This is a genomic window from Citrobacter sp. VF227 (assembly GCF_052950715.1).
Window position 1 is genome coordinate 1 of record NZ_JBRFVF010000008.1, and the last position, 19,290, is coordinate 19,290.

16 protein-coding genes are annotated in these 19,290 nt (G+C 51.1%); 8 read left to right on the plus strand and 8 right to left on the minus strand.

Annotation, left to right across the window (positions count from 1 at the left end):
• Positions 1-376: 376 nt before the first annotated feature.
• Together ACU8YC_RS19855 and mdtD are read left to right on the plus strand one after the other, a co-directional pair.
• Positions 377-1,081: a FadR/GntR family transcriptional regulator gene (locus ACU8YC_RS19855; protein WP_446895674.1), complete on the plus strand. Its 705-nt coding sequence runs from the start codon at positions 377-379 to the stop codon at positions 1,079-1,081.
• Position 1,082: 1 nt separating this feature from the next.
• On the plus strand, positions 1,083-2,510 hold the full coding sequence (mdtD, locus tag ACU8YC_RS19860) for a multidrug transporter subunit MdtD (RefSeq protein WP_151217201.1): 1,428 nt from the start codon (positions 1,083-1,085) through the stop codon (positions 2,508-2,510).
• Here the strand turns inward: mdtD and rbsR are convergent.
• The 7 genes from rbsR to kup all read right to left on the minus strand — a co-directional run bounded on the left by rbsR (position 2,476) and on the right by kup (position 10,422).
• Positions 2,476-3,468 (minus strand): ribose operon transcriptional repressor RbsR, encoded by a 993-nt coding sequence (rbsR, locus tag ACU8YC_RS19865; protein WP_151217200.1) that lies wholly within the window; start codon positions 3,466-3,468, stop codon positions 2,476-2,478. The two genes, mdtD and rbsR, sit on opposite strands and share 35 nt — an antisense overlap.
• A gap of 3 nt (positions 3,469-3,471) precedes the next feature.
• Positions 3,472-4,401 carry a ribokinase gene (gene rbsK / locus ACU8YC_RS19870; RefSeq protein ID WP_151217198.1) on the minus strand — a complete coding sequence of 310 codons (930 nt, stop codon included), beginning with the start codon at positions 4,399-4,401 and terminating at the stop codon, positions 3,472-3,474.
• A gap of 141 nt (positions 4,402-4,542) precedes the next feature.
• Positions 4,543-5,433: a ribose ABC transporter substrate-binding protein RbsB gene (rbsB, locus tag ACU8YC_RS19875; RefSeq protein ID WP_003023760.1), complete on the minus strand. Its 891-nt coding sequence runs from the start codon at positions 5,431-5,433 to the stop codon at positions 4,543-4,545.
• 24 nt (positions 5,434-5,457) lie between these two features.
• A complete protein-coding gene (gene rbsC, locus ACU8YC_RS19880; protein ID WP_003023762.1) occupies positions 5,458-6,423 on the minus strand; it encodes a ribose ABC transporter permease in 966 nt (321 codons plus the stop codon).
• A 5-nt stretch (positions 6,424-6,428) separates the two neighbouring features.
• Positions 6,429-7,934, minus strand: a complete 1,506-nt coding sequence (gene rbsA / locus ACU8YC_RS19885; RefSeq protein WP_003023764.1) for a ribose ABC transporter ATP-binding protein RbsA — start codon at positions 7,932-7,934, stop codon at positions 6,429-6,431.
• Positions 7,935-7,941: 7 nt separating this feature from the next.
• Positions 7,942-8,361, minus strand: a complete 420-nt coding sequence (rbsD, locus tag ACU8YC_RS19890; RefSeq protein WP_446895675.1) for a D-ribose pyranase — start codon at positions 8,359-8,361, stop codon at positions 7,942-7,944.
• A gap of 192 nt (positions 8,362-8,553) precedes the next feature.
• A complete protein-coding gene (kup, locus tag ACU8YC_RS19895; RefSeq protein WP_151217194.1) occupies positions 8,554-10,422 on the minus strand; it encodes a low affinity potassium transporter Kup in 1,869 nt (622 codons plus the stop codon).
• Positions 10,423-10,750: 328 nt separating this feature from the next.
• Between kup and ravA the strand changes: the two genes are divergently transcribed.
• The gene (ravA, locus tag ACU8YC_RS19900) at positions 10,751-12,247 is read left to right on the plus strand and encodes an ATPase RavA (RefSeq protein ID WP_423390537.1); all 1,497 of its coding nucleotides are present in this window, start codon (positions 10,751-10,753) and stop codon (positions 12,245-12,247) included.
• The gene (viaA, locus tag ACU8YC_RS19905) at positions 12,241-13,692 is read left to right on the plus strand and encodes an ATPase RavA stimulator ViaA (RefSeq protein WP_423390536.1); all 1,452 of its coding nucleotides are present in this window, start codon (positions 12,241-12,243) and stop codon (positions 13,690-13,692) included. Before ravA ends, viaA begins: the two co-directional genes overlap by 7 nt.
• A gap of 3 nt (positions 13,693-13,695) precedes the next feature.
• Here viaA and asnA read toward each other — a convergent pair whose 3' ends face one another.
• Positions 13,696-14,688, minus strand: a complete 993-nt coding sequence (gene asnA, locus ACU8YC_RS19910) for an aspartate--ammonia ligase (protein WP_151217189.1) — start codon at positions 14,686-14,688, stop codon at positions 13,696-13,698.
• A 151-nt stretch (positions 14,689-14,839) separates the two neighbouring features.
• Here asnA and asnC point away from each other — a divergent pair, with 151 nt between their 5' ends.
• The 4 genes from asnC (at position 14,840) to rsmG (ending at position 18,824) form a co-directional block, all read left to right on the plus strand.
• Positions 14,840-15,298 carry a transcriptional regulator AsnC gene (gene asnC / locus ACU8YC_RS19915; RefSeq protein WP_003023780.1) on the plus strand — a complete coding sequence of 153 codons (459 nt, stop codon included), beginning with the start codon at positions 14,840-14,842 and terminating at the stop codon, positions 15,296-15,298.
• Positions 15,299-15,387: 89 nt separating this feature from the next.
• The gene (mioC, locus tag ACU8YC_RS19920; protein WP_151224050.1) at positions 15,388-15,837 is read left to right on the plus strand and encodes an FMN-binding protein MioC; all 450 of its coding nucleotides are present in this window, start codon (positions 15,388-15,390) and stop codon (positions 15,835-15,837) included.
• A gap of 372 nt (positions 15,838-16,209) precedes the next feature.
• On the plus strand, positions 16,210-18,099 hold the full coding sequence (gene mnmG, locus ACU8YC_RS19925) for a tRNA uridine-5-carboxymethylaminomethyl(34) synthesis enzyme MnmG (protein WP_151217185.1): 1,890 nt from the start codon (positions 16,210-16,212) through the stop codon (positions 18,097-18,099).
• 101 nt (positions 18,100-18,200) lie between these two features.
• Positions 18,201-18,824 carry a 16S rRNA (guanine(527)-N(7))-methyltransferase RsmG gene (rsmG, locus tag ACU8YC_RS19930; protein WP_151217183.1) on the plus strand — a complete coding sequence of 208 codons (624 nt, stop codon included), beginning with the start codon at positions 18,201-18,203 and terminating at the stop codon, positions 18,822-18,824.
• Positions 18,825-19,290: the final 466 nt, after the last annotated feature.

A 19,290-nucleotide genomic window follows, 5' to 3' on the forward strand; every position in this document is an offset into this window, starting at 1 on the left:
GAGTGCCCACACAGATTGTCTGATAAATTGTTAAAGAGCAGTGCCGCTTCGCTTTTTCTCAGCGGCGCGGGGTGTGCATATTACGCCATCCCGCTACGAAGTCAAGCATTTAATTGTGCTTTCTTCGTCGAAGTTCTCAGTGGAACCCCGCTGACCCGGCGGCTTGTAATCCGTTGTTCCGTGTCAGTGGAGGCGCATTATAGGGAGTTATTTCAGGTTGACAAGGGGAAATTTAAAATAACTTTCTGAACGCGTATTTTTTCACCAAAATCACCATTAACATGCCATAAAATAAGCAAATTGCCGTTTTTGCAGCCGCAATCACAGTTCCTGGTGGCATACTAATGAATAAGAAAAAGAGTAAGGAAGAACATTCATGCCGTTAAATGCCCAACAGCTAGCCGCACAGAAAAACCTGTCCTACGTTTTGGCCGAAAAGCTGGCTCAGCGAATACTAAAAGGTGAATATGCACCAGGCGCGATACTGCCTGGTGAAATAGAGCTGGGCGATCAGTTTGGCGTAAGTCGTACCGCAGTAAGAGAAGCGGTAAAAACGTTAACGGCAAAGGGTATGGTATTACCGCGCCCGCGTATTGGTACACGCGTCATGCCGCAGGCAAACTGGAACTTCCTCGACCAGGAACTGCTCACCTGGTGGATGACGGAAGATAACTTCCCACAGGTCATTAAACATTTTCTGGTAATGCGTATCAGCCTGGAGCCTCAGGCATGTTTACTGGCGGCAACTATCAGCACGGCAGAACAGAAAGCGCATCTCAACACGCTGATGGAAGAGATGGTTGAGCTGAAAAGAAACTTCAGACGTGAGCGCTGGATTGAGGTTGATATCGCCTGGCATGAACACATCTATGAAATGAGTGCTAATCCGTTCCTTATCTCCTTTGCATCACTGTTCCATTCTGTTTACCAAACCTACTTTACTTCTATTACATATAACGATGTGGTTAAGCTGGATTTGCACCAGGCCATTGTCGATGCGATAGATGATAGCAATGGGGATCGCGCTTTCACTGCCTGTCAGGCATTGCTGATGGCACCGAACGTGCTACCGGATAAATAATATGTCAGAAAAGAAATCACGCAGTATGGCCGGACTACCGTGGATAGCTGCCATGGCCTTTTTTATGCAGGCATTAGACGCCACTATCCTAAATACTGCGTTACCCGCAATCGCACACAGCCTCAACCGTTCCCCACTTGCCATGCAATCGGCCATCATCAGTTATACCCTGACGGTGGCAATGCTGATCCCAGTGAGTGGCTGGTTGGCAGACAGGTTCGGCACCCGGCGCGTCTTTATGATAGCAGTTAGCCTGTTTACGCTGGGATCGTTGGCCTGCGCGCTGTCCAGCTCCCTAAGCGAACTGGTGATTTTTCGCGTTATTCAGGGTATCGGCGGTGCCATGATGATGCCGGTTGCCCGTCTGGCATTATTGCGCGCTTACCCTCGCAGTGAACTACTTCCTGTACTTAACTTCGTAACCATGCCAGGACTTGTGGGGCCGATTTTAGGCCCGGTTTTAGGCGGGGTTTTGGTCACGTGGGCCAGTTGGCACTGGATCTTCCTGATTAATATTCCAATTGGCGTTGCCGGTATCTTCTATGCACGCAAATATATGCCGAACTTCACCACACCACGCCGTGGCTTTGATATGACCGGTTTTTTTCTGTTTGGTTTGAGCCTGGTGCTGTTTTCCAGTGGAGTTGAGCTGTTCGGTGAGAAGCTGGTCGCAACCTGGATAGCGCTCAGCATTATTCTTGCCAGCGTTTTGTTACTACTCGCCTACATTCGACACGCACGCCGTCATCCAACGCCGCTGATATCGCTACCTATTTTTAAGACCCGAACCTTTTCCGTCGGGATCGCCGGAAACCTTGCCACACGTCTGGGTACAGGGTGCGTACCTTTCTTAATGCCGCTGATGTTGCAGGTAGGCTTTGGATATCCGGCGCTGATAGCCGGTTGCATGATGGCGCCAACAGCGCTGGGTTCAATACTGGCGAAATCGATGGTGACTCAGGTGCTGCGCCGACTCGGTTACAGGACAACATTGGTGGGTGTTACAGTATTTATTGGTCTGATGATTGCGCAGTTCGCATTGCAATCTCCCGCCATGCCGGTCTGGATGCTAATTCTGCCGTTGTTCATTTTAGGTATGGCGATGTCCACTCAGTTTACCTCAATGAATACCATCACTCTGGCGGATCTGACCGATGAAAACGCCAGCAGCGGCAACAGCGTGCTGGCCGTTACGCAGCAGTTATCAATCAGTTTAGGGGTCGCCATCAGCGCCGCCGTTCTGCGTATCTATGAAGGTATGGAAGGAACGAATACGGTCGAGCAGTTCCACTACACCTTTATGACGATGGGCGCTATCACGGTAGTGTCCGCGCTGATGTTCATGCTGCTAAAAGCCAAAGATGGACGTAACCTGATTAAAGAGCGACATAAGCCTAAACCGACCCCCGCTCCATCAAAACAGGAGTAAGCTGCAAGCGCTGTTGCTGCAATGCGGGCTGCGCCATTCGATGAATTAATACATCGATGGCCAGTTCGCCCAATTCATCTTTTGGTTGATGGATAGTCGTCAGCGGCGGCGTCATATAGCGCGCCAGCTCAATATCATCATATCCCACCACCGCCATATCCTGCGGAATGCGTAATCCTGACTGGTACAGAGCCTGATACGCGCCGACCGCCATGGCATCATTGCCGGTAAAAACGGCCTGCGGTCGCAGTTTATGCGACAGCAACGTCTGCATAGCCTCAAAGCCGCCGCCGAACTCAAAGTCACCGGTAATCTCGTAACCTTCAGGAACAAGCAAACCCGCCCGCTTCATTGCTTCACGATATCCTTCCAGACGTAAACGCGCCGGGGTTTTATCCAGCGGCCCGGTGATGCAGGCAATGCGCGTAAACCCTTTTTCAATCAGATGTTGAGTGGCTAAATCTCCGCCCAACAAGGAATTATCCTGAATCAGATCGCTTTCACCATCAAAAGGCGACCAGTCCATCATGACGGTCGGTATAGAAGGATAGCGTTGCATTATCTCCCTGGAAGGTTGATGTGTTTCCGTGCAGAGCAACAGCAAGCCGTCCACCCGTTTTTGCATCAACGTTTCCAGATTACGGTTCATGCGCTGTTCATCACCTTCGGTATTACACAGCACCAGGCTATAACCGCGTTCAAAACAGCTACGTTCAACGCCGCGTACGAGTTCGGAATAGAAGGGATTGGTACTGGCAGTAATTAACATGCCAATAGTGCGGGTCTGGTTTAACTTGAGACTACGCGCCAGTGCAGAGGGCGCGTAGTTAAGTTCTTTAATCGCCGCTTCAACTTTGTCAGTAACAGGCTCACTGACAAAGCGATCTTTATTAATGACGTGAGAAACCGTCGATGTGGAAACTCCCGCCAGGCGGGCGACGTCCTTCATTGTAGCCAAGCGTTACCTCTGCTGACTTAAAAACGCTTCTATTTCTTCGCGCCATGGAACGGAAGGCTGAGCGCCTTTACGGGTGACCGCAATCGCCGCAGCCGCATGCGCAAAACGGATCGCTTCAGGCAGCGGAGTCTCTTCCAGTAACGCTGTAATTAACGCGCCGTTAAAGGTATCCCCGGCGGCGATGGTATCCACAGCATCAACTTTAAAACCCGGTACTCGCTGACCTTCACCGTTTACGCTGGCCCACACACCGCGACTCCCTAAGGTAATCAATACAGTATGGATCCCCTTCGCGTGCAATGCCTGCGCCGCTTTGGCCGCATCTTTATCATTTTCAACCCGGATCCCCGTCAGCTTTTCAGCCTCGGTTTCATTCGGGGTAATAATATCCACCAGCGCCAGCAGCTCGTCAGAAAGTTCACGTGCCGGAGCTGGGTTAAGGGCGACCAGAGTCTTATTCTGATGGGCAATCTTTGCCGCAGCCAGTACGCTTTCGATCGGCGACTCTAACTGCATCAGCAAAGCGGACGCCTGTGCAATACGCTCATGCTGTGCTTCCACCAGTGCGGGCGAAAGTGCTGCGTTCGCACCAGCATGAATGCCAATGACATTCTCGCCTTCACCATTCACAAAAATCAACGCCACACCGGTCGATTCCCCCGAAATTACGCTAATCGGAGCAATATCGATATTATCTTTGGCTAACTGTTTACGAACACTTTCGCCAATATCATCATCGCCCGTACAGGCAATAAATGCGATATTCGCGCCACTCCGACCCGCAGCAACAGCCTGATTCGCGCCTTTACCGCCAAATGCCACCTGATAATGGCTACCGGTTACGGTTTCACCCGGTGTTGGGAAAGAGTTAAGGTTGAGGATGTGATCGGCATTGATACTGCCAAGAACAACGAGGTTGCCTGCGGTTTTCATATTTGGTGTTCCAAGTCAAAGTGCGCCACCGGGTTAGGGTGGCGCGTGCCCTGCTTTTCTTTTTACGCTTTCATCCTCAGAACAAGATCCATGGATGGCGTATTTATGTCTCCATCAGGTCGCGAGCGACCTGAATCGGTATTACTGCTTGATGACCAGCTTCAGGTCAACCGGATATTTAGCCTGAACCTTCTCGCCTTTCAGGACTTTATCCGCAGTCTCAACGCCTTTCGCGCCGATTTGATCCGGCAGCTGAGCAATGGTCGCAGCCAGTTTGCCATCATTTACTGCTTTTTCGCCATCTGGAGTGCCGTCAAATCCAACCACCATCACATCAGATTTACCCGCCGTTTGCAGCGCGCGCAACGCACCCAGCGCCATTTCATCGTTCTGAGCAAATACGGCCTGCACGTCTGGATGCGCGGTCAGCAGGTTCTGCATGACGTTCAGACCTTTAGTACGGTCGAAGTCTGCCGGCTGGCTGGCCAGGACGTTAAACTTGTGCGCCGCAACGGCCTGCTGGAAACCTTCGCCACGCTCACGCGCCGCAGAAGTACCGGCAATACCCTGTAGTTCGATAACTTTCGCGCCTTCACCTGCTTTCTTCGCGATGTAATCACCCGCAATTTTGCCGCCCAGCACGTTATCAGATGCAATATGGCTTACCACTTCGCCTTTAGACGCTACGCGGTCAAGGGTGATAACCGGAATTTTCGCCTGGTTAGCCATCTTCACGGCGTTACCCACTGCATCGGAGTCAGTCGGGTTGATCAGCAGAATTTTGGTCCCGCGAACCGTTAAATCCTGAACGTTAGCCAGCTCTTTCGCCGGGTTGTTTTGCGAGTCCAGAATCACCAGGTTGTAGCCCAGCTTATCTGCCTCTTTTTGCGCCCCATCCTTCAGAGAGACAAAGAACGGGTTGTTGAGGGTGGAGACCACCAGCGCAATGGTATCTTTCGCCATCGCATTCGCGCTCACGGTGGCGCTCAGCGCAACAGCAGAAACCAGGGTAGCCAGTTTTTTCATGTTCATATTTAAGATGTCCTGTAATCGTTGTTACTGCTTTTTGTTGTCTACCAGTACCGCCAGCAAAATCACCACCGCTTTGACGATCATCTGGTAATAGGAGGATACACCTAACAAATTCAAACCATTATTGAGGAAACCAAGAATCAATGCGCCGATCAGCGTCCCAACAATTCGTCCTTTACCACCCGCGAGGCTGGTACCGCCTAATACCACCGCAGCGATAGCATCCAGCTCATAGCCTGTACCTGCCGTCGGTTGCGCAGAGGAGAGGCGCGCGACTTCAATGATACCCGCCAGCGATGCCAGCAGACCGCACAGTGAGTAAACGATAATTTTGATTTTACTGACGCTGATTCCGGACAGACGCGTTGCCGCTTCGTTACCACCCAGTGCATAGATATAACGACCCAGACGCGTGTGGTGCAACATGTACCACGCTGCGAGGAAGACAATCCCCATGATCCACACTGGCGTAGGAACGCCTAATGGACGCCCAATCCCGAACCAACCAAACAGATCGGCATTATCAGTAAACCCGGTGTTTACCGGGCTGCCGTTGGTGTAAACCATGGTCACACCGCGCAGCAGCAGCATCATCACCAGAGTCGCAATAAAGGCCTGCACGCGGCCTTTCGCGACAATCACCCCGGTTACCGCGCCAATGGCAGCGCCAAGCGCCAGAGCCGCAGCAACAGCCACCAGCGCATTGACTTCAATCCCTACAATCGAAGCCGCAACCGCACCGGTCAGCGCCAGCAAGGAACCGACGGACAGATCGATACCCGACGTCAGGATAACCAACGTCATCCCGACGGCCATAATGGCATTCACCGACGTTTGCTGGAGAATGTTGAACAGGTTATTAACGGTAAAAAAGTTAGGGCTCATGGTGGAAACAATCGCGATCAGCACTAACAGAGCGATGAGCGACTTTTGCTCCAGAAGCCATGCTTTAGTGAAATAACGGCGACCAGAAACAGCCTGGGTAGTCATCTTTTTTACTCCTGATTCACGCGATTAAGCTTGCCCACAGCGGCAGCCATTAATACTTCCTGAGTGGCCTGCTCGCGAGTGAATTCACCGCCGAGATGCCCTTCATGCATAACGATAATTCGATCGCTCATGCCCAATACTTCTGGCATCTCAGAAGAGACCAGAATGATACTCAACCCATCAGCCTTAAACTGGTTGATAAGCTGATAGATTTCTTTTTTCGCCCCAACGTCGACGCCGCGCGTCGGCTCATCGAGGATCAGAACTTTTGGACGGGTCATCAGACCGCGTGCAATCGCTACTTTCTGCTGGTTACCGCCGGACAGCAGGCCGATAGCCTGTTCCATCGATGGCGTTTTAACATTGAACAGGCGAATAAAATCCCCTACAGCCTGCTGCTCGTCTTTATGTTTAAGGCTTCCACCTGCGCGACTAAAATAACGCAGTGCGGTCAGTGACATGTTCTCTTTCACCGACATGCCGAGCACTAAACCATCGCGTTTACGGTCTTCAGAAATATAGACGATGCCGTTAGCCAGTCCATCCTGCGGCGAACGGGTGACAACTTCATGGCCATCAAGCGTGACGTAGCCGCTGGTACGCGGCAATGCGCCGTACAACACCTTCATCAGCTCGGTACGCCCAGCCCCCATCAGCCCCGATACGCCAAGGATCTCACCTTTACGCAGCGTGAATGACACATCATTTACGCCAGGACCGCACAGATTATCGACCTTCAGGCGAATATCACCCGGCGCTTTTTCCAGACGCGGGTACTGATCTTCCAACTTACGTCCCACCATCATTTCAATCAGCGAGTCTTCGGTAAGCGATGCGACTTCACGCTCGGCAATAAACTGCCCGTCGCGAAAGACGGTTACGTCGTCGCAAATCTCGAAGATCTCTTTCATGCGGTGAGAAATATAGACAATGCCGCGTCCCTGGGATTTCAGTTCGCGAATGACGCGGAACAGGGATTCGGTTTCAGTATCGGTGAGGGCATCCGTCGGTTCATCCATAATGATGACCTTCGATTCAAAGCTTAGCACTTTAGCAATTTCGACCATCTGCTGATCGCCAATCGACAGCTCACCGACCAGTCTGTCGCTTTTAAAGCGCAGATTCAGTTTGGCGAGCAGCAGATCGGCTTCGGCGTACATCTTCTTCCAGTCTATTTTGCCAAAGCGATTCACAAACTCGCGACCGAGAAAAATATTCTCGGCGATAGTGAGTTGCGGGATCAGGTTCAGCTCCTGGTGGATAATACCGATTCCGGCTTCCTGGGAAGATTTTGGGCCGTTAAAAGTGGTCTCTTTCCCCAGCCACAATAAGGAACCGGCATCACGGGTATAGATTCCGGTCAGCACCTTCATCATGGTGGATTTGCCCGCGCCGTTTTCGCCCACCAGCGCCATTACGCGGCCTGGATAGACATTCAGCGCGGCGCCGGATAGCGCTTTTACGCCCGGGAACGCTTTATCGATCCCTTTGAGTTGCAGTAATGCGTTCATGATGGCCTCAGAACGTGACGCCAGCACAGAGAATGATATTCGCATACGGGGAGCACTCCCCGCTGCGAATCACCGCCTGACTGTCTGCGGTTTGTTGTTTGAACTGTTCGTGCGTTGTGTAACGAATTTCGATGGTGTTTCCCTGGTGTTGTTGCAGTTGCTCAATGTGACTGAGCAACGTTTCGTGGAGTTGCGGATTATGTTGTTTAATTTCCGACGCGAGAATGGCCGCCTCAACCTGCATTTCACGAGTAACCACATCCAATACCTGCATAAAAGAAGGTACGCCCTGAGTTAATGCCATATCAATACGCGTTGTGTTGTTAGGGATGGGTAAACCTGCATCACACACCACCAGCGTATCGGTATGTCCCAGACGAGAGATCACTGATGAAATTTCAGAGTTGAGTACCGTGCCTTTCTTCATTTTCTTTCCCCACTAGCGAAACGTTTCGCTGAAAATAAGTGTAGTTCGAAGAGTGGACAGAAAACCACCGCGACGTTACGAAAATGTGATCACCATCGAAACGTTTCGCAAGGATTATCATTCGATGAAATAAAAACTGGGAGGAACAAAACAAAACGCCCCCTTTCGCGATGAAAGAGGGCGTCCATGAGATTAAATCTCGACCTGCGTACCGAGCTCGATAACCCGGTTTGGTGGGATTTCAAACTGGTCTGGCGCACGCAGCGCATTGCGCTGCAACAGCAGATACAACTTGCCGCGCAGGCGCAAATACCATGGTCGCTTACCAACAATCAACGACTCGTGCGACATGAAGAAGGAGGTTTCCATCATCCGACAACTTAAGCCTTCCAGACCACAGCGATGGAACACTTCCTCGACGTTCGGCGTTTCACGCCAACCGTAGCTGGCCACTACGCGCCAGAAGGTTGGCGATAACTGCTCAATCTGCACCCTACGCACGTTGTGTACATAGGGTGCATCTTCAGTACGCAGCGTCAGCAGAATCACGCGTTCGTGCAACACCTTGTTATGCTTTAGGTTATGCAGAAGCGCAAACGGGATGACGTTCAACGCACGGGACATATATACCGCCGTTCCCGGCACACGTACCGGTGGGGATTTCTCCAGCGAGGCAATCATCGCCTCCAGAGAGTTGCCGTGCTCATGCATGCGACGCAGCAGACGGAAACGCTCGCTTTTCCAGGTGGTCATAATGGTGAACATCACCAGACCCAGCGTCAGAGGCAGCCAACCGCCGGAAATCAGTTTATCGAGGTTCGCGGAGAACAGCGGAACATCGACGCATAAGAACGCTACCAGGATCAGGAAGACAAAGTATTTATTCCAGTGCCAGTTTTTACGCGCCACGGTGGTAGACAGAATAGACGTCAGTACCATCGTCCCCGTTACCGCAATCCCGTACGCCGCGGCCAGATTACTGGAGTGTTCAAAGCTCACAATCACGATAACCACCGCAAAATAGAGCATCCAGTTAACGAAAGGAATGTAGATCTGGCCCGACTCCATTTCCGAAGTATGGATAATACGCATTGGCGATAAATATCCCAGGCGTACGGCCTGACGCGTCAGCGAGAAGACGCCGGAGATAACCGCCTGCGAAGCGATTACCGTCGCCAGCGCGGCGAGAATCAGTAGCGGGATCAACGCCCACTCCGGCGCCAACAGGAAGAACGGGTTTTTGATCGCCTCAGGATGCTTTAACAGTAACGCCCCCTGACCAAAATAGTTCAGTACCAGCGAAGGCAACACCACAGAGAACCAGGCCAGACGAATCGGCAACTTACCGAAGTGGCCCATATCCGCATACAGCGCTTCAACACCGGTAATCGACAACACCACGGCCCCCAGCGCAATAAAGGACAATGTTTTGAATTCGAGAAAGAAATGCACCGCCCAATACGGATTTAGCGCCTGCAGTACTTCCGGATTGCCAATAATACTTCGCACGCCTAATACCGCCAGTGTCAGGAACCACAGCAACATAATCGGCGCAAACAGCTTACCGACCATGCCGGTACCGTGTTTTTGAATCAAAAACAGCAGGGTCAGTACGATTATCGAGAGCGGAACAATCCAGGTATCCAGTTGCGGGGCAATGATCTCCAGGCCTTCAATCGCCGACATCACCGAAATGGCAGGCGTTATCACCACTTCTCCATAAAAGAAGCTGCCGCCAATCAACCCCATAATCACCAGCATGGAGGTGGTTCGCGCCGAGGTATTGCGCCCGGCTAATGACATCAGCGTCAGGATCCCACCTTCTCCGGCGTTATCAGCGCGCATGACAAACGTCAGGTATTTAATAGAGACAACAAAGATCAACAGCCAGAAAATCAGCGAGAGAAAGCCAAATACTGCATCACGTTCAACGCCAAAACCAAACTGGCCGGATAAACATTCACGAAGCGTATAAAGTGGGCTGGTACCAATATCACCGTAGACAACCCCAATGGCCGCAAGGGTAATCGCAGACAATGATTGTTTATTATCAGTGCTCATAGACTCGTCTTTCGTTTATACACCTCATCTTTCACGCCACTCCGTCTGGGCTGCATTCGTAATTTCCCCATCCCAGGAGAAAACTCCATTGCCACCTTGGTGTAGATTGATTGATTTGGTGTATATATAAGAAATGTGTGCGTCGTCCCTTGGCCCACAAAAAGGCGCACAGTATGCACGATTAATCATAAAATCGTACCCCTAAATGTGACCAGATTAATCTGGCTCAAAGAAAACTTAGCGCACCTTCAGTCTATTAATGTACAGGTGTGGAGCATCTATACTCGCAGTTCACGCAGTACATTTGGCGAAAGGACGCCACTTCATTATGGCTCACCCACATTTATTAGCGGAAAGAATTTCCCGTCTGAGCAATGCGCTGGAAAAGGGACTTTATGAACGTAGCCACGCCATTCGTCTGTGTCTGCTGGCTGCACTCAGCGGCGAGAGCGTTTTCTTATTAGGCCCTCCCGGGATAGCGAAAAGCTTAATTGCCCGCCGACTGAAGTTTGCTTTTCAAAATGCGCGCGCTTTCGAATACCTGATGACGCGCTTCTCTACGCCAGAAGAGGTCTTCGGCCCACTGTCCATTCAGGCGCTTAAAGACGAAGGTCGCTATGAACGCTTAACGGCAGGCTATCTTCCTGAAGCTGAAATCGTCTTTCTTGATGAAATCTGGAAGGCGGGCCCGGCGATTCTTAACACCCTGCTGACCGCCATTAACGAACGCCACTTCCGCAACGGCGCGCATGAAGAGAAAATCCCGATGCGCCTGCTGGTGGCAGCCTCCAACGAACTGCCAGAAGCAGACAGCAGCCTGGAAGCGCTGTATGACCGTATGCTGATACGCCTGTGGCTGGATAAAGTTCAGGACAAAGCCAACTTCCGCTCAATGCTGCTAAGTCAGCAAGATGAAAGCGACAACCCGGTCCCGGCGTCATTACAGGTGACGGATGAAGAGTATTACCAGTGGCAAAAAGACATTGGCGCCATCAAGCTTCCCGATCGCGTGTTTGAGCTTATTTTCACCCTACGTCAGCAGTTGGACACGCTACCGAATGCCCCGTACGTGTCCGATCGTCGCTGGAAAAAAGCCATTCGCTTGCTCCAGGCCAGCGCCTTCTTTAGCGGACGTGATGCGGTCGTCCCTATTGACCTCATCCTGTTGAAAGATTGCCTGTGGTACGACGCACAAAGCCTGAATCTGATGCAGCAGCAGCTGGAAATATTGATGACCGGGCACGCCTGGCAACAGCAGTCTATGCTGACGCGTTTGGGCAGCATTGTGCAACGTCGCATTCAACTCCAGCAGCAGCAAAGCGATAAAACTGCGTTCACGGTGATCCGTCAGGGCGGCATGTTCAGCCGTCGTCCTCATTATGATTTACCGCCAGAAGCCACATCCTCAATCCTGACATTACTGCTGCAAAAGCCCCTGAAGCTGCATGATATGGAAGTCATCCATATTGCTTTTGATCGTAGCGCACTGGAACTGTGGCTAACCAAAGGCGGTGAGATCCGCGGAAAATTAAACGGGATCGGTTTTGCTCAGACGCTGAACATGGAAGTGGATAGCGCACAACACCTGGTCGTACGCGACGTCAGTTTGCAAGGATCTCGTCTGGCGCTGCCAGGTTCATCACAAGAAAGTATGCCTGCAGAGATAAAACAAGAGCTTGAAGCGCTTGATAACGAGTGGCACCAGCAGCACAGCGCATTTAGCGAACAACAAAAGTGCATGTTTATTCATAATGACTGGTTAGGCCGCATAGAAGCCAGTCTACAGGATGTCGGGATGCAAATCCGCCAGGCGCAACAATGCTAACCCTTGATACGCTCAACATCATGCTGGCACTCAGCGAAGAGGCGATGATCGAAGAGATGATCGTCGCCCTGCTGGCTTCTCCGAAGATGGTGGTTTTTTTTAAAAAATTCCCGCGCCTCAAAAAAGCGATCGCTGAAGATATACCGCGCTGGCGTGAATCTTTGCGTAGTCGGCTCAAAGATACCCATGTGCCGCCGGAGTTGGCGGAAGAGGTCATTTGTTATCAACAAAGTCAGCTCCTCTCTCATGCACAGTTTATCGTCCAGCTACCGCAAATATTGTCGTTATTGCACCGCCTCCATTCACCGTGGGCCGGACAAGCGCAGCAGTTAGTCGATGACAACAACACGTTTACGCCCGCCCTGCATACGCTTTTTCTCCAGCGCTGGCGCCTGAGTCTGGTAGTGCAAACCACCACGCTGAATCAACAATTGCTGGAAGAAGAGCGTGAACATTTGCTCAGCGAAGTACAGGAGCGGATGACTCTCAGCGGGCAACTGGAACCCGTCCTGGCAGAAAATGACAACGCCGCGGGTCGGTTGTGGGATATGAGCGCTGGTCAAATCAAGCGCGGTGATTATCAGCTGATGGTGAAATACGGCGAATTTCTGACGCAACAACCTGAACTCCAGCGTCTGGCTGAGCAATTAGGTCGTTCCAGAGAAGCGAAATCCGTGCCGCGTAAAGATGCGCCAATGGAAACCTTCCGTACGCTGGTGCGCGAACCGGCAACCGTACCGGAGCAAGTGGATGGCATCCAGCAAAGCGACGATATCCTGCGCCTGCTGCCGCCTGAACTGGCGACGCTGGGCATTACCGAACTGGAATACGAGTTCTACCGTCGGCTGGTGGAAAAACAACTGCTGACCTATCGCCTGCACGGCGAAGCGTGGCGTGAAAAAGTCACGGAACGGCCTGTGGTGCATCAGGATTTTGACGAGCAGCCGCGCGGGCCTTTTATCGTCTGCGTCGATACCTCGGGATCGATGGGCGGATTTAATGAGCAATGTGCGAAAGCCTTTTGCCTGGCGCTAATGCGCGTCGCTCTTGCCGATAACCGGCGCTGTTTCATTATGCTGTTTTCAACAGAAGTGGTGCGCTATGAGCTGTCCGGTCCGGAGGGTATCGAACAGGCGATCCGTTTTTTAAGTCAGCGCTTTCGCGGCGGTACAGATATCGCCAGCTGTTTTCGCGCCATTATTGAGCGCATGCAGGGTCGGGAATGGTTTGATGCCGATGCGGTGGTGATCTCAGATTTTATCGCTCAGCGATTACCCGATGAGGTCGTCAATAAAGTGGGTGAATTGCAGCGAGTTCACCAGCATCGTTTTCATGCAGTGGCGATGTCAGCACACGGCAAACCCGGCATCATGCGCATTTTCGATCATATCTGGCGCTTTGATACCGGGATGCGAAGTCGCCTGCTCAGACGCTGGCGGCGTTAATTCTTACAGCAGAGAAGCGACGCTTTCACGTACCTGAGCCGGCCATACGCCACACTGAACCTGACCAATGTGCGGTAATTGCAGCAACAGCATGGTCAAACGCGACTGCCCAATCCCTCCACCAATCGTCTGCGGCATTTCACCGCGCAGCAGCGCCTGGTGCCATTCCAGACTCAGGCGATCTTCATCACCGGTCAAAGACAGCTGGTGTTTCAGAGCGTCAGCATCCACACGAATCCCCATAGAAGACAGCTCAAACGCATCTTCCAGTACCGGGTTCCAGACCAGAATATCTCCGTTCAAACCGGCATGGCCCAGATCAGACGCTGAACTCCAGTCATCATAATCTGGCGCACGCACATCATGGCGATGACCATCACTGAGTTTGCCGCCGATCCCCACCAGGAATACCGCGCCCAACTCTTTAGCGATCGCACGTTCACGACCTTTTGCATCAAGATCCGGATAACGAGATAACAGCTCCTGACTATGAACAAAGTGGATCTGCTCTGGCAGGAACGGTGCCAGACCAAACTCTTTGCTAACCGCAGCTTCGGTAGCCTTAATTCCTGCCCAGATAGCCTCTACCGTGCTTTTCAGAGTAGAAAATTGACGCTCGCCGTCGCCCATCACGCGCTCCCAGTCCCACTGGTCAACATACACTGAGTGCAGCGGGGAGAGGCGATCTTCATCGGGACGCAGGGCTTTCATGTGCGTGTACAGCCCTTCGCCTGCGCTAAAGTCATGTTGTCCTAACGTTTGACGCTTCCACTTCGCCAGGGAATGAACCACTTCGAATTGAGCGTCCGGCAATGCTTTAACCTTCACCTGCACCGCTTTTTCACAGCCCGACAAGTTATCCTGCGTGCCATCTCCTACGCGGCTGAGGATCGGTGCCTGAACTTCAATCAGGCCTAAACGCTCTTCCAGCTGACGAGAAAAATGAGATTTTACGAAGCTAATTTGACGTTGTTTGGCAATGTAAGCGGTTTTCATTATGTGTACTCCTGTGTCCTGTTGCCTATGATTAAGCAACAGAATGGAGGTAATATTCAATAATCAACAAACAAAAAGCCGACTTCGATTTTGATTCGTTAAAAATAGCGGCTAAAATAGAATGAATCATTAATCTATATAAGAAAAACCTATGGAAAATTATCAGATCGACAATCTGGACCGCGGCATTCTTGACGCCCTGATGGAAAATGCACGCACCGCGTACGCTGAATTAGCCAAACAGTTCGGCGTCAGCCCGGGGACAATTCACGTTCGTGTAGAAAAGATGAAGCAGGCTGGGATCATTACCGGCGCGCGAATTGATGTCAGTCCCAAACAGTTGGGCTATGACGTTGGCTGCTTTATCGGCATCATCCTGAAAAGTGCGAAAGACTATCCGTCGGCGCTGGCCAGACTGGAAAGCCTCGATGAAGTGACCGAAGCATATTACACCACCGGGCACTACAGCATCTTTATTAAGGTAATGTGCAAATCGATCGATGCGTTGCAGCAGGTACTTATCAACAAGATCCAAACAATTGATGAAATTCAGTCCACTGAAACCCTGATCGTCCTGCAGAACCCGATCATGCGCACCATCAAGCCATGATCGTTTTTTTTAATCCCCCATTTTTCCACAGGTAGATCCCAGCTCGCTCACAGCGTACAATACGCCCTCTTTATAAAGGTGGGCGATCAATGGCAGACATCACTCTTATCAGCGGCAGCACGCTTGGCAGTGCGGAATATGTAGCAGAGCATCTGGCTGAAAAGCTGGACGACGCTGGTTTTTCCAGCGAAATACTGCATGGACCAATGCCTGAAGAGGTCCCGACTGACGGGATCTGGCTGATGATTAGCTCCACACACGGAGCAGGAGACATTCCTGACAACCTGCAGCCTTTATATGATGCCTTACGCGAGCAGAAACTGGACTTGTCACAAGTGTACTTTGGCGCAATCGGGATCGGCAGTCGTGAATATGACACTTTTTGCGGCGCAATCGACAAGCTGGAAGCCGAACTGAAAGCCTGTGGGGCAAAACAGGTAGGCGAAACGCTCAGGATCAACGTACTGGAACATGAAATTCCGGAAGATCCGGCTGAAATTTGGCTGGGATCCTGGCATCCATTGCTCAGAGATTTGTAAAGATCGTACTTTTTTATGTGGATAACTCTGGTTAAAAGCTTGGATCAACCGGTAGTTATCCCAAGAACAACCGTTGTTCAGTTTTTGAGTTGTGTATAACCCTTCATTCTGATCCCAGCTTATACGGACCAGGATCACCGATCATTCACAGCTAATGATCCTCAACAACCTGTTGATCTTATTCAAAGGATCGCCCTTATCCACAGAAAGTCGCGATCCTAATAAGAGATCACAATAAAACAGATCTCTAAATAAAAAGATCTTCTTTTTAATACCCAGGATCCCAGGTCTTTCTCCATCGACTAAAGTTGAGTAGAATCCACGGCCCGGGCTTCAATCCATTTTCACACCGCGTTATGCGAGGCAATTACCATGTTTTATCAGGATCCTTTTGACGTCATCATCATTGGCGGGGGTCATGCAGGCACTGAGGCCGCGATGGCCGCGGCGCGAATGGGCCAACAGACCCTGCTTTTGACACACAATATCGACACTCTGGGGCAAATGAGCTGCAACCCGGCGATCGGCGGTATTGGGAAGGGACACCTGGTAAAAGAAGTGGATGCGCTTGGTGGGTTGATGGCAAAAGCGATCGACCATGCAGGCATTCAGTTTAGGATACTAAACGCCAGCAAAGGGCCTGCCGTTCGAGCTACTCGCGCTCAGGCCGATCGTGTGCTCTATCGCCAGGCTGTACGTACCGCACTGGAGAATCAACCCAACCTGATGATCTTCCAACAGGCGGTTGAAGATCTGATTGTTGAAAACGATCGTGTTGTGGGCGCAGTGACCCAAATGGGTCTGAAGTTCCGTGCCAAAGCGGTCGTGTTAACCGTGGGGACTTTCCTTGACGGCAAAATTCATATTGGTCTGGATAACTACAGCGGTGGCCGTGCCGGCGATCCGCCGTCTATTCCACTGTCACGCCGTCTGCGTGAACTGCCGCTGCGCGTCAGCCGCCTGAAGACCGGTACGCCGCCGCGTATCGATGCGCGCACGATTGATTTCAGCGTACTCGGTCAGCAGAACAGCGATAACCCGATGCCGGTCTTCTCGTTTTTGGGCGATGCCTCTCAGCATCCGCGCCAGATGCCGTGCTACATCACGCATACCAATGAAAAAACCCATGACGTGATCCGCAATAACCTCGATCGTAGCCCGATGTACGCAGGCGTGATCGAAGGTATCGGCCCACGTTATTGCCCGTCGATCGAAGACAAAGTGATGCGCTTTGCCGATCGTAACCAGCATCAGATCTTCCTTGAGCCGGAAGGACTGACGTCTAATGAAATATACCCGAATGGCATCTCCACCAGCCTGCCGTTCGATGTGCAGATGCAAATTGTCCGTTCTATGCAGGGAATGGAAAATGCCAGAATCGTTCGTCCCGGCTACGCGATTGAGTACGATTTCTTCGATCCGCGCGACCTTAAACCTACTCTGGAAAGCAAATTCATCCAGGGTCTGTTCTTTGCTGGTCAGATCAACGGTACGACTGGTTATGAAGAAGCTGCCGCGCAAGGGATGCTGGCAGGTCTGAACGCCGCACGCTTGTCTGCTGACAAAGACGGCTGGGCACCGCGTCGCGATCAGGCTTATCTGGGTGTACTGGTGGACGATCTGTGTACGCTGGGTACGAAAGAACCGTACCGTATGTTCACCTCACGCGCTGAATACCGTTTGATGCTACGCGAAGATAACGCCGATCTGCGTCTGACCGAAATTGGCCGTGAGCTGGGACTGGTGGACGATGAGCGCTGGGCTCGCTTCAACGAGAAACTGGAGCGCATCGAACAAGAACGCCAGCGTCTCAAATCAACTTGGGTTAACCCGTTAGCGGAGTCTGCGGCAGAAGTGAATGCTCACCTGGCTACGCCTTTGTCACGTGAAGCCAGCGGTGAAGATTTGCTGCGTCGCCCGGATATGACCTATGCCCAGTTGACCTCTTTATCTGCGTTCGCACCTGCGCTTAACGATGCTCAGGCCGCGGAACAAGTTGAAATTCAGGTGAAATACGAAGGATATATCGCCCGTCAGCAGGAAGAGATCGAAAGACAACAGCGTAATGAGAACACCCTGTTGCCTGCAACGCTGGATTATCGTCAGGTCTCAGGCTTGTCGAATGAAGTCATTGCCAAACTGAACGATCACAAACCGGTATCGATCGGCCAGGCATCGCGTATTTCCGGCGTAACACCTGCCGCCATCTCCATTCTGCTGGTATGGCTGAAAAAACAAGGTATGCTGCGTCGCAGCGCTTGATATCACTTTTTGGCGGGAGCGCTTCGTTTGCCCGCCCTACAAATTTGTCGGCCCGATAAGCGACAGCGCGTCGGGCAATAGATTATTTACAGGTAACGACCGTGCTCAACAAACTCTCTCGTCTGCTGGCTGATGCCGGTATTTCTCTTACCGATCACCAGAAAAATCAGCTGATTGCGTATGTCGATATGCTGCATAAATGGAACAAAGCGTACAACCTGACGTCGGTGCGGGATCCCAACGAAATGCTGGTGCGCCATATTCTGGACAGCATTGTCGTCGCGCCGTACCTGAAGGGCGAGCGTTTTATCGATGTCGGTACTGGGCCGGGCCTACCGGGGATCCCTCTCTCCATCGTGCGTCCTGAAGCGCATTTCACACTGCTGGATAGTCTGGGAAAACGCGTTCGTTTCTTGCGTCAGGTGCAGCATGAGCTTGCGCTTACTAACATCACTCCTGTGCAAAGTCGCGTTGAAGAATTCCCTTCAGAACCGCCGTTTGATGGGGTGATTAGCCGTGCTTTTGCGTCACTTAATGATATGGTGAGCTGGTGCCATCATTTACCAGGTCAGGATGGGCGTTTTTATGCGCTAAAAGGGCAGTTACCTGAAGATGAAATAGCCTCGTTGCCTGCAGAATTCAGCGTCGAGTCGGTCGAAAAATTACGCGTTCCGCAACTGGATGGTGAACGTCATCTGGTGGTTATTAAACCAAACAAAATTTAATTTTTATCAAAAAAAATAGAAAAAAAACGGCTCTTCAGGTGTTAAAAGTCATAGGGAATAGTGTGGTTAAATGTCGTTACATTTCACTAGTGTCTTACGGTTTTGCATCATAACTATAACGTAGCGTTTTTTGTTAAAAGCGAAACAAGTCAGCTATGAAAATATCAGCCTGCTAAAAATAGATTCAAAGAATCACCGTTCGTGTTAATTTTTTATTATAAATGTCAATGGGTGGTTTTTTTGTTGTTATTCGCTATTTTTAAAACAGTAACGAATTTTAGGCTTAAATATCAAAAAGTTGAAATGGCATCATTTGCCAAGTAAATAAATAGTGTCGGGGCGAATATGCTTAATATGTGATCTGGTGCACGCTTTGCAGCCAGTATTTACGCGGCTTTTGCAGTTTTGCATGATCGTTCACAGTTTGCATAAAAGTGATAAATGTGGGGTAGCGAAAAATATTTAA

Coding starts and splice junctions, on each gene's coding strand:
- ACU8YC_RS19855 (WP_446895674.1), top strand. CDS start 377: ATGCCGTTAAATGCCCAACAGCTAGCCGCACAGAAAAACCTGTCCTAC.
- mdtD (WP_151217201.1), top strand. CDS start 1,083: ATGTCAGAAAAGAAATCACGCAGTATGGCCGGACTACCGTGGATAGCT.
- rbsK (WP_151217198.1), bottom strand. CDS start 4,401: ATGAAAACCGCAGGCAACCTCGTTGTTCTTGGCAGTATCAATGCCGAT.
- rbsB (WP_003023760.1), bottom strand. CDS start 5,433: ATGAACATGAAAAAACTGGCTACCCTGGTTTCTGCTGTTGCGCTGAGC.
- rbsC (WP_003023762.1), bottom strand. CDS start 6,423: ATGACTACCCAGGCTGTTTCTGGTCGCCGTTATTTCACTAAAGCATGG.
- rbsA (WP_003023764.1), bottom strand. CDS start 7,934: ATGAACGCATTACTGCAACTCAAAGGGATCGATAAAGCGTTCCCGGGC.
- rbsD (WP_446895675.1), bottom strand. CDS start 8,361: ATGAAGAAAGGCACGGTACTCAACTCTGAAATTTCATCAGTGATCTCT.
- kup (WP_151217194.1), bottom strand. CDS start 10,422: ATGAGCACTGATAATAAACAATCATTGTCTGCGATTACCCTTGCGGCC.
- ravA (WP_423390537.1), top strand. CDS start 10,751: ATGGCTCACCCACATTTATTAGCGGAAAGAATTTCCCGTCTGAGCAAT.
- viaA (WP_423390536.1), top strand. CDS start 12,241: ATGCTAACCCTTGATACGCTCAACATCATGCTGGCACTCAGCGAAGAG.
- asnA (WP_151217189.1), bottom strand. CDS start 14,688: ATGAAAACCGCTTACATTGCCAAACAACGTCAAATTAGCTTCGTAAAA.
- asnC (WP_003023780.1), top strand. CDS start 14,840: ATGGAAAATTATCAGATCGACAATCTGGACCGCGGCATTCTTGACGCC.
- mioC (WP_151224050.1), top strand. CDS start 15,388: ATGGCAGACATCACTCTTATCAGCGGCAGCACGCTTGGCAGTGCGGAA.
- mnmG (WP_151217185.1), top strand. CDS start 16,210: ATGTTTTATCAGGATCCTTTTGACGTCATCATCATTGGCGGGGGTCAT.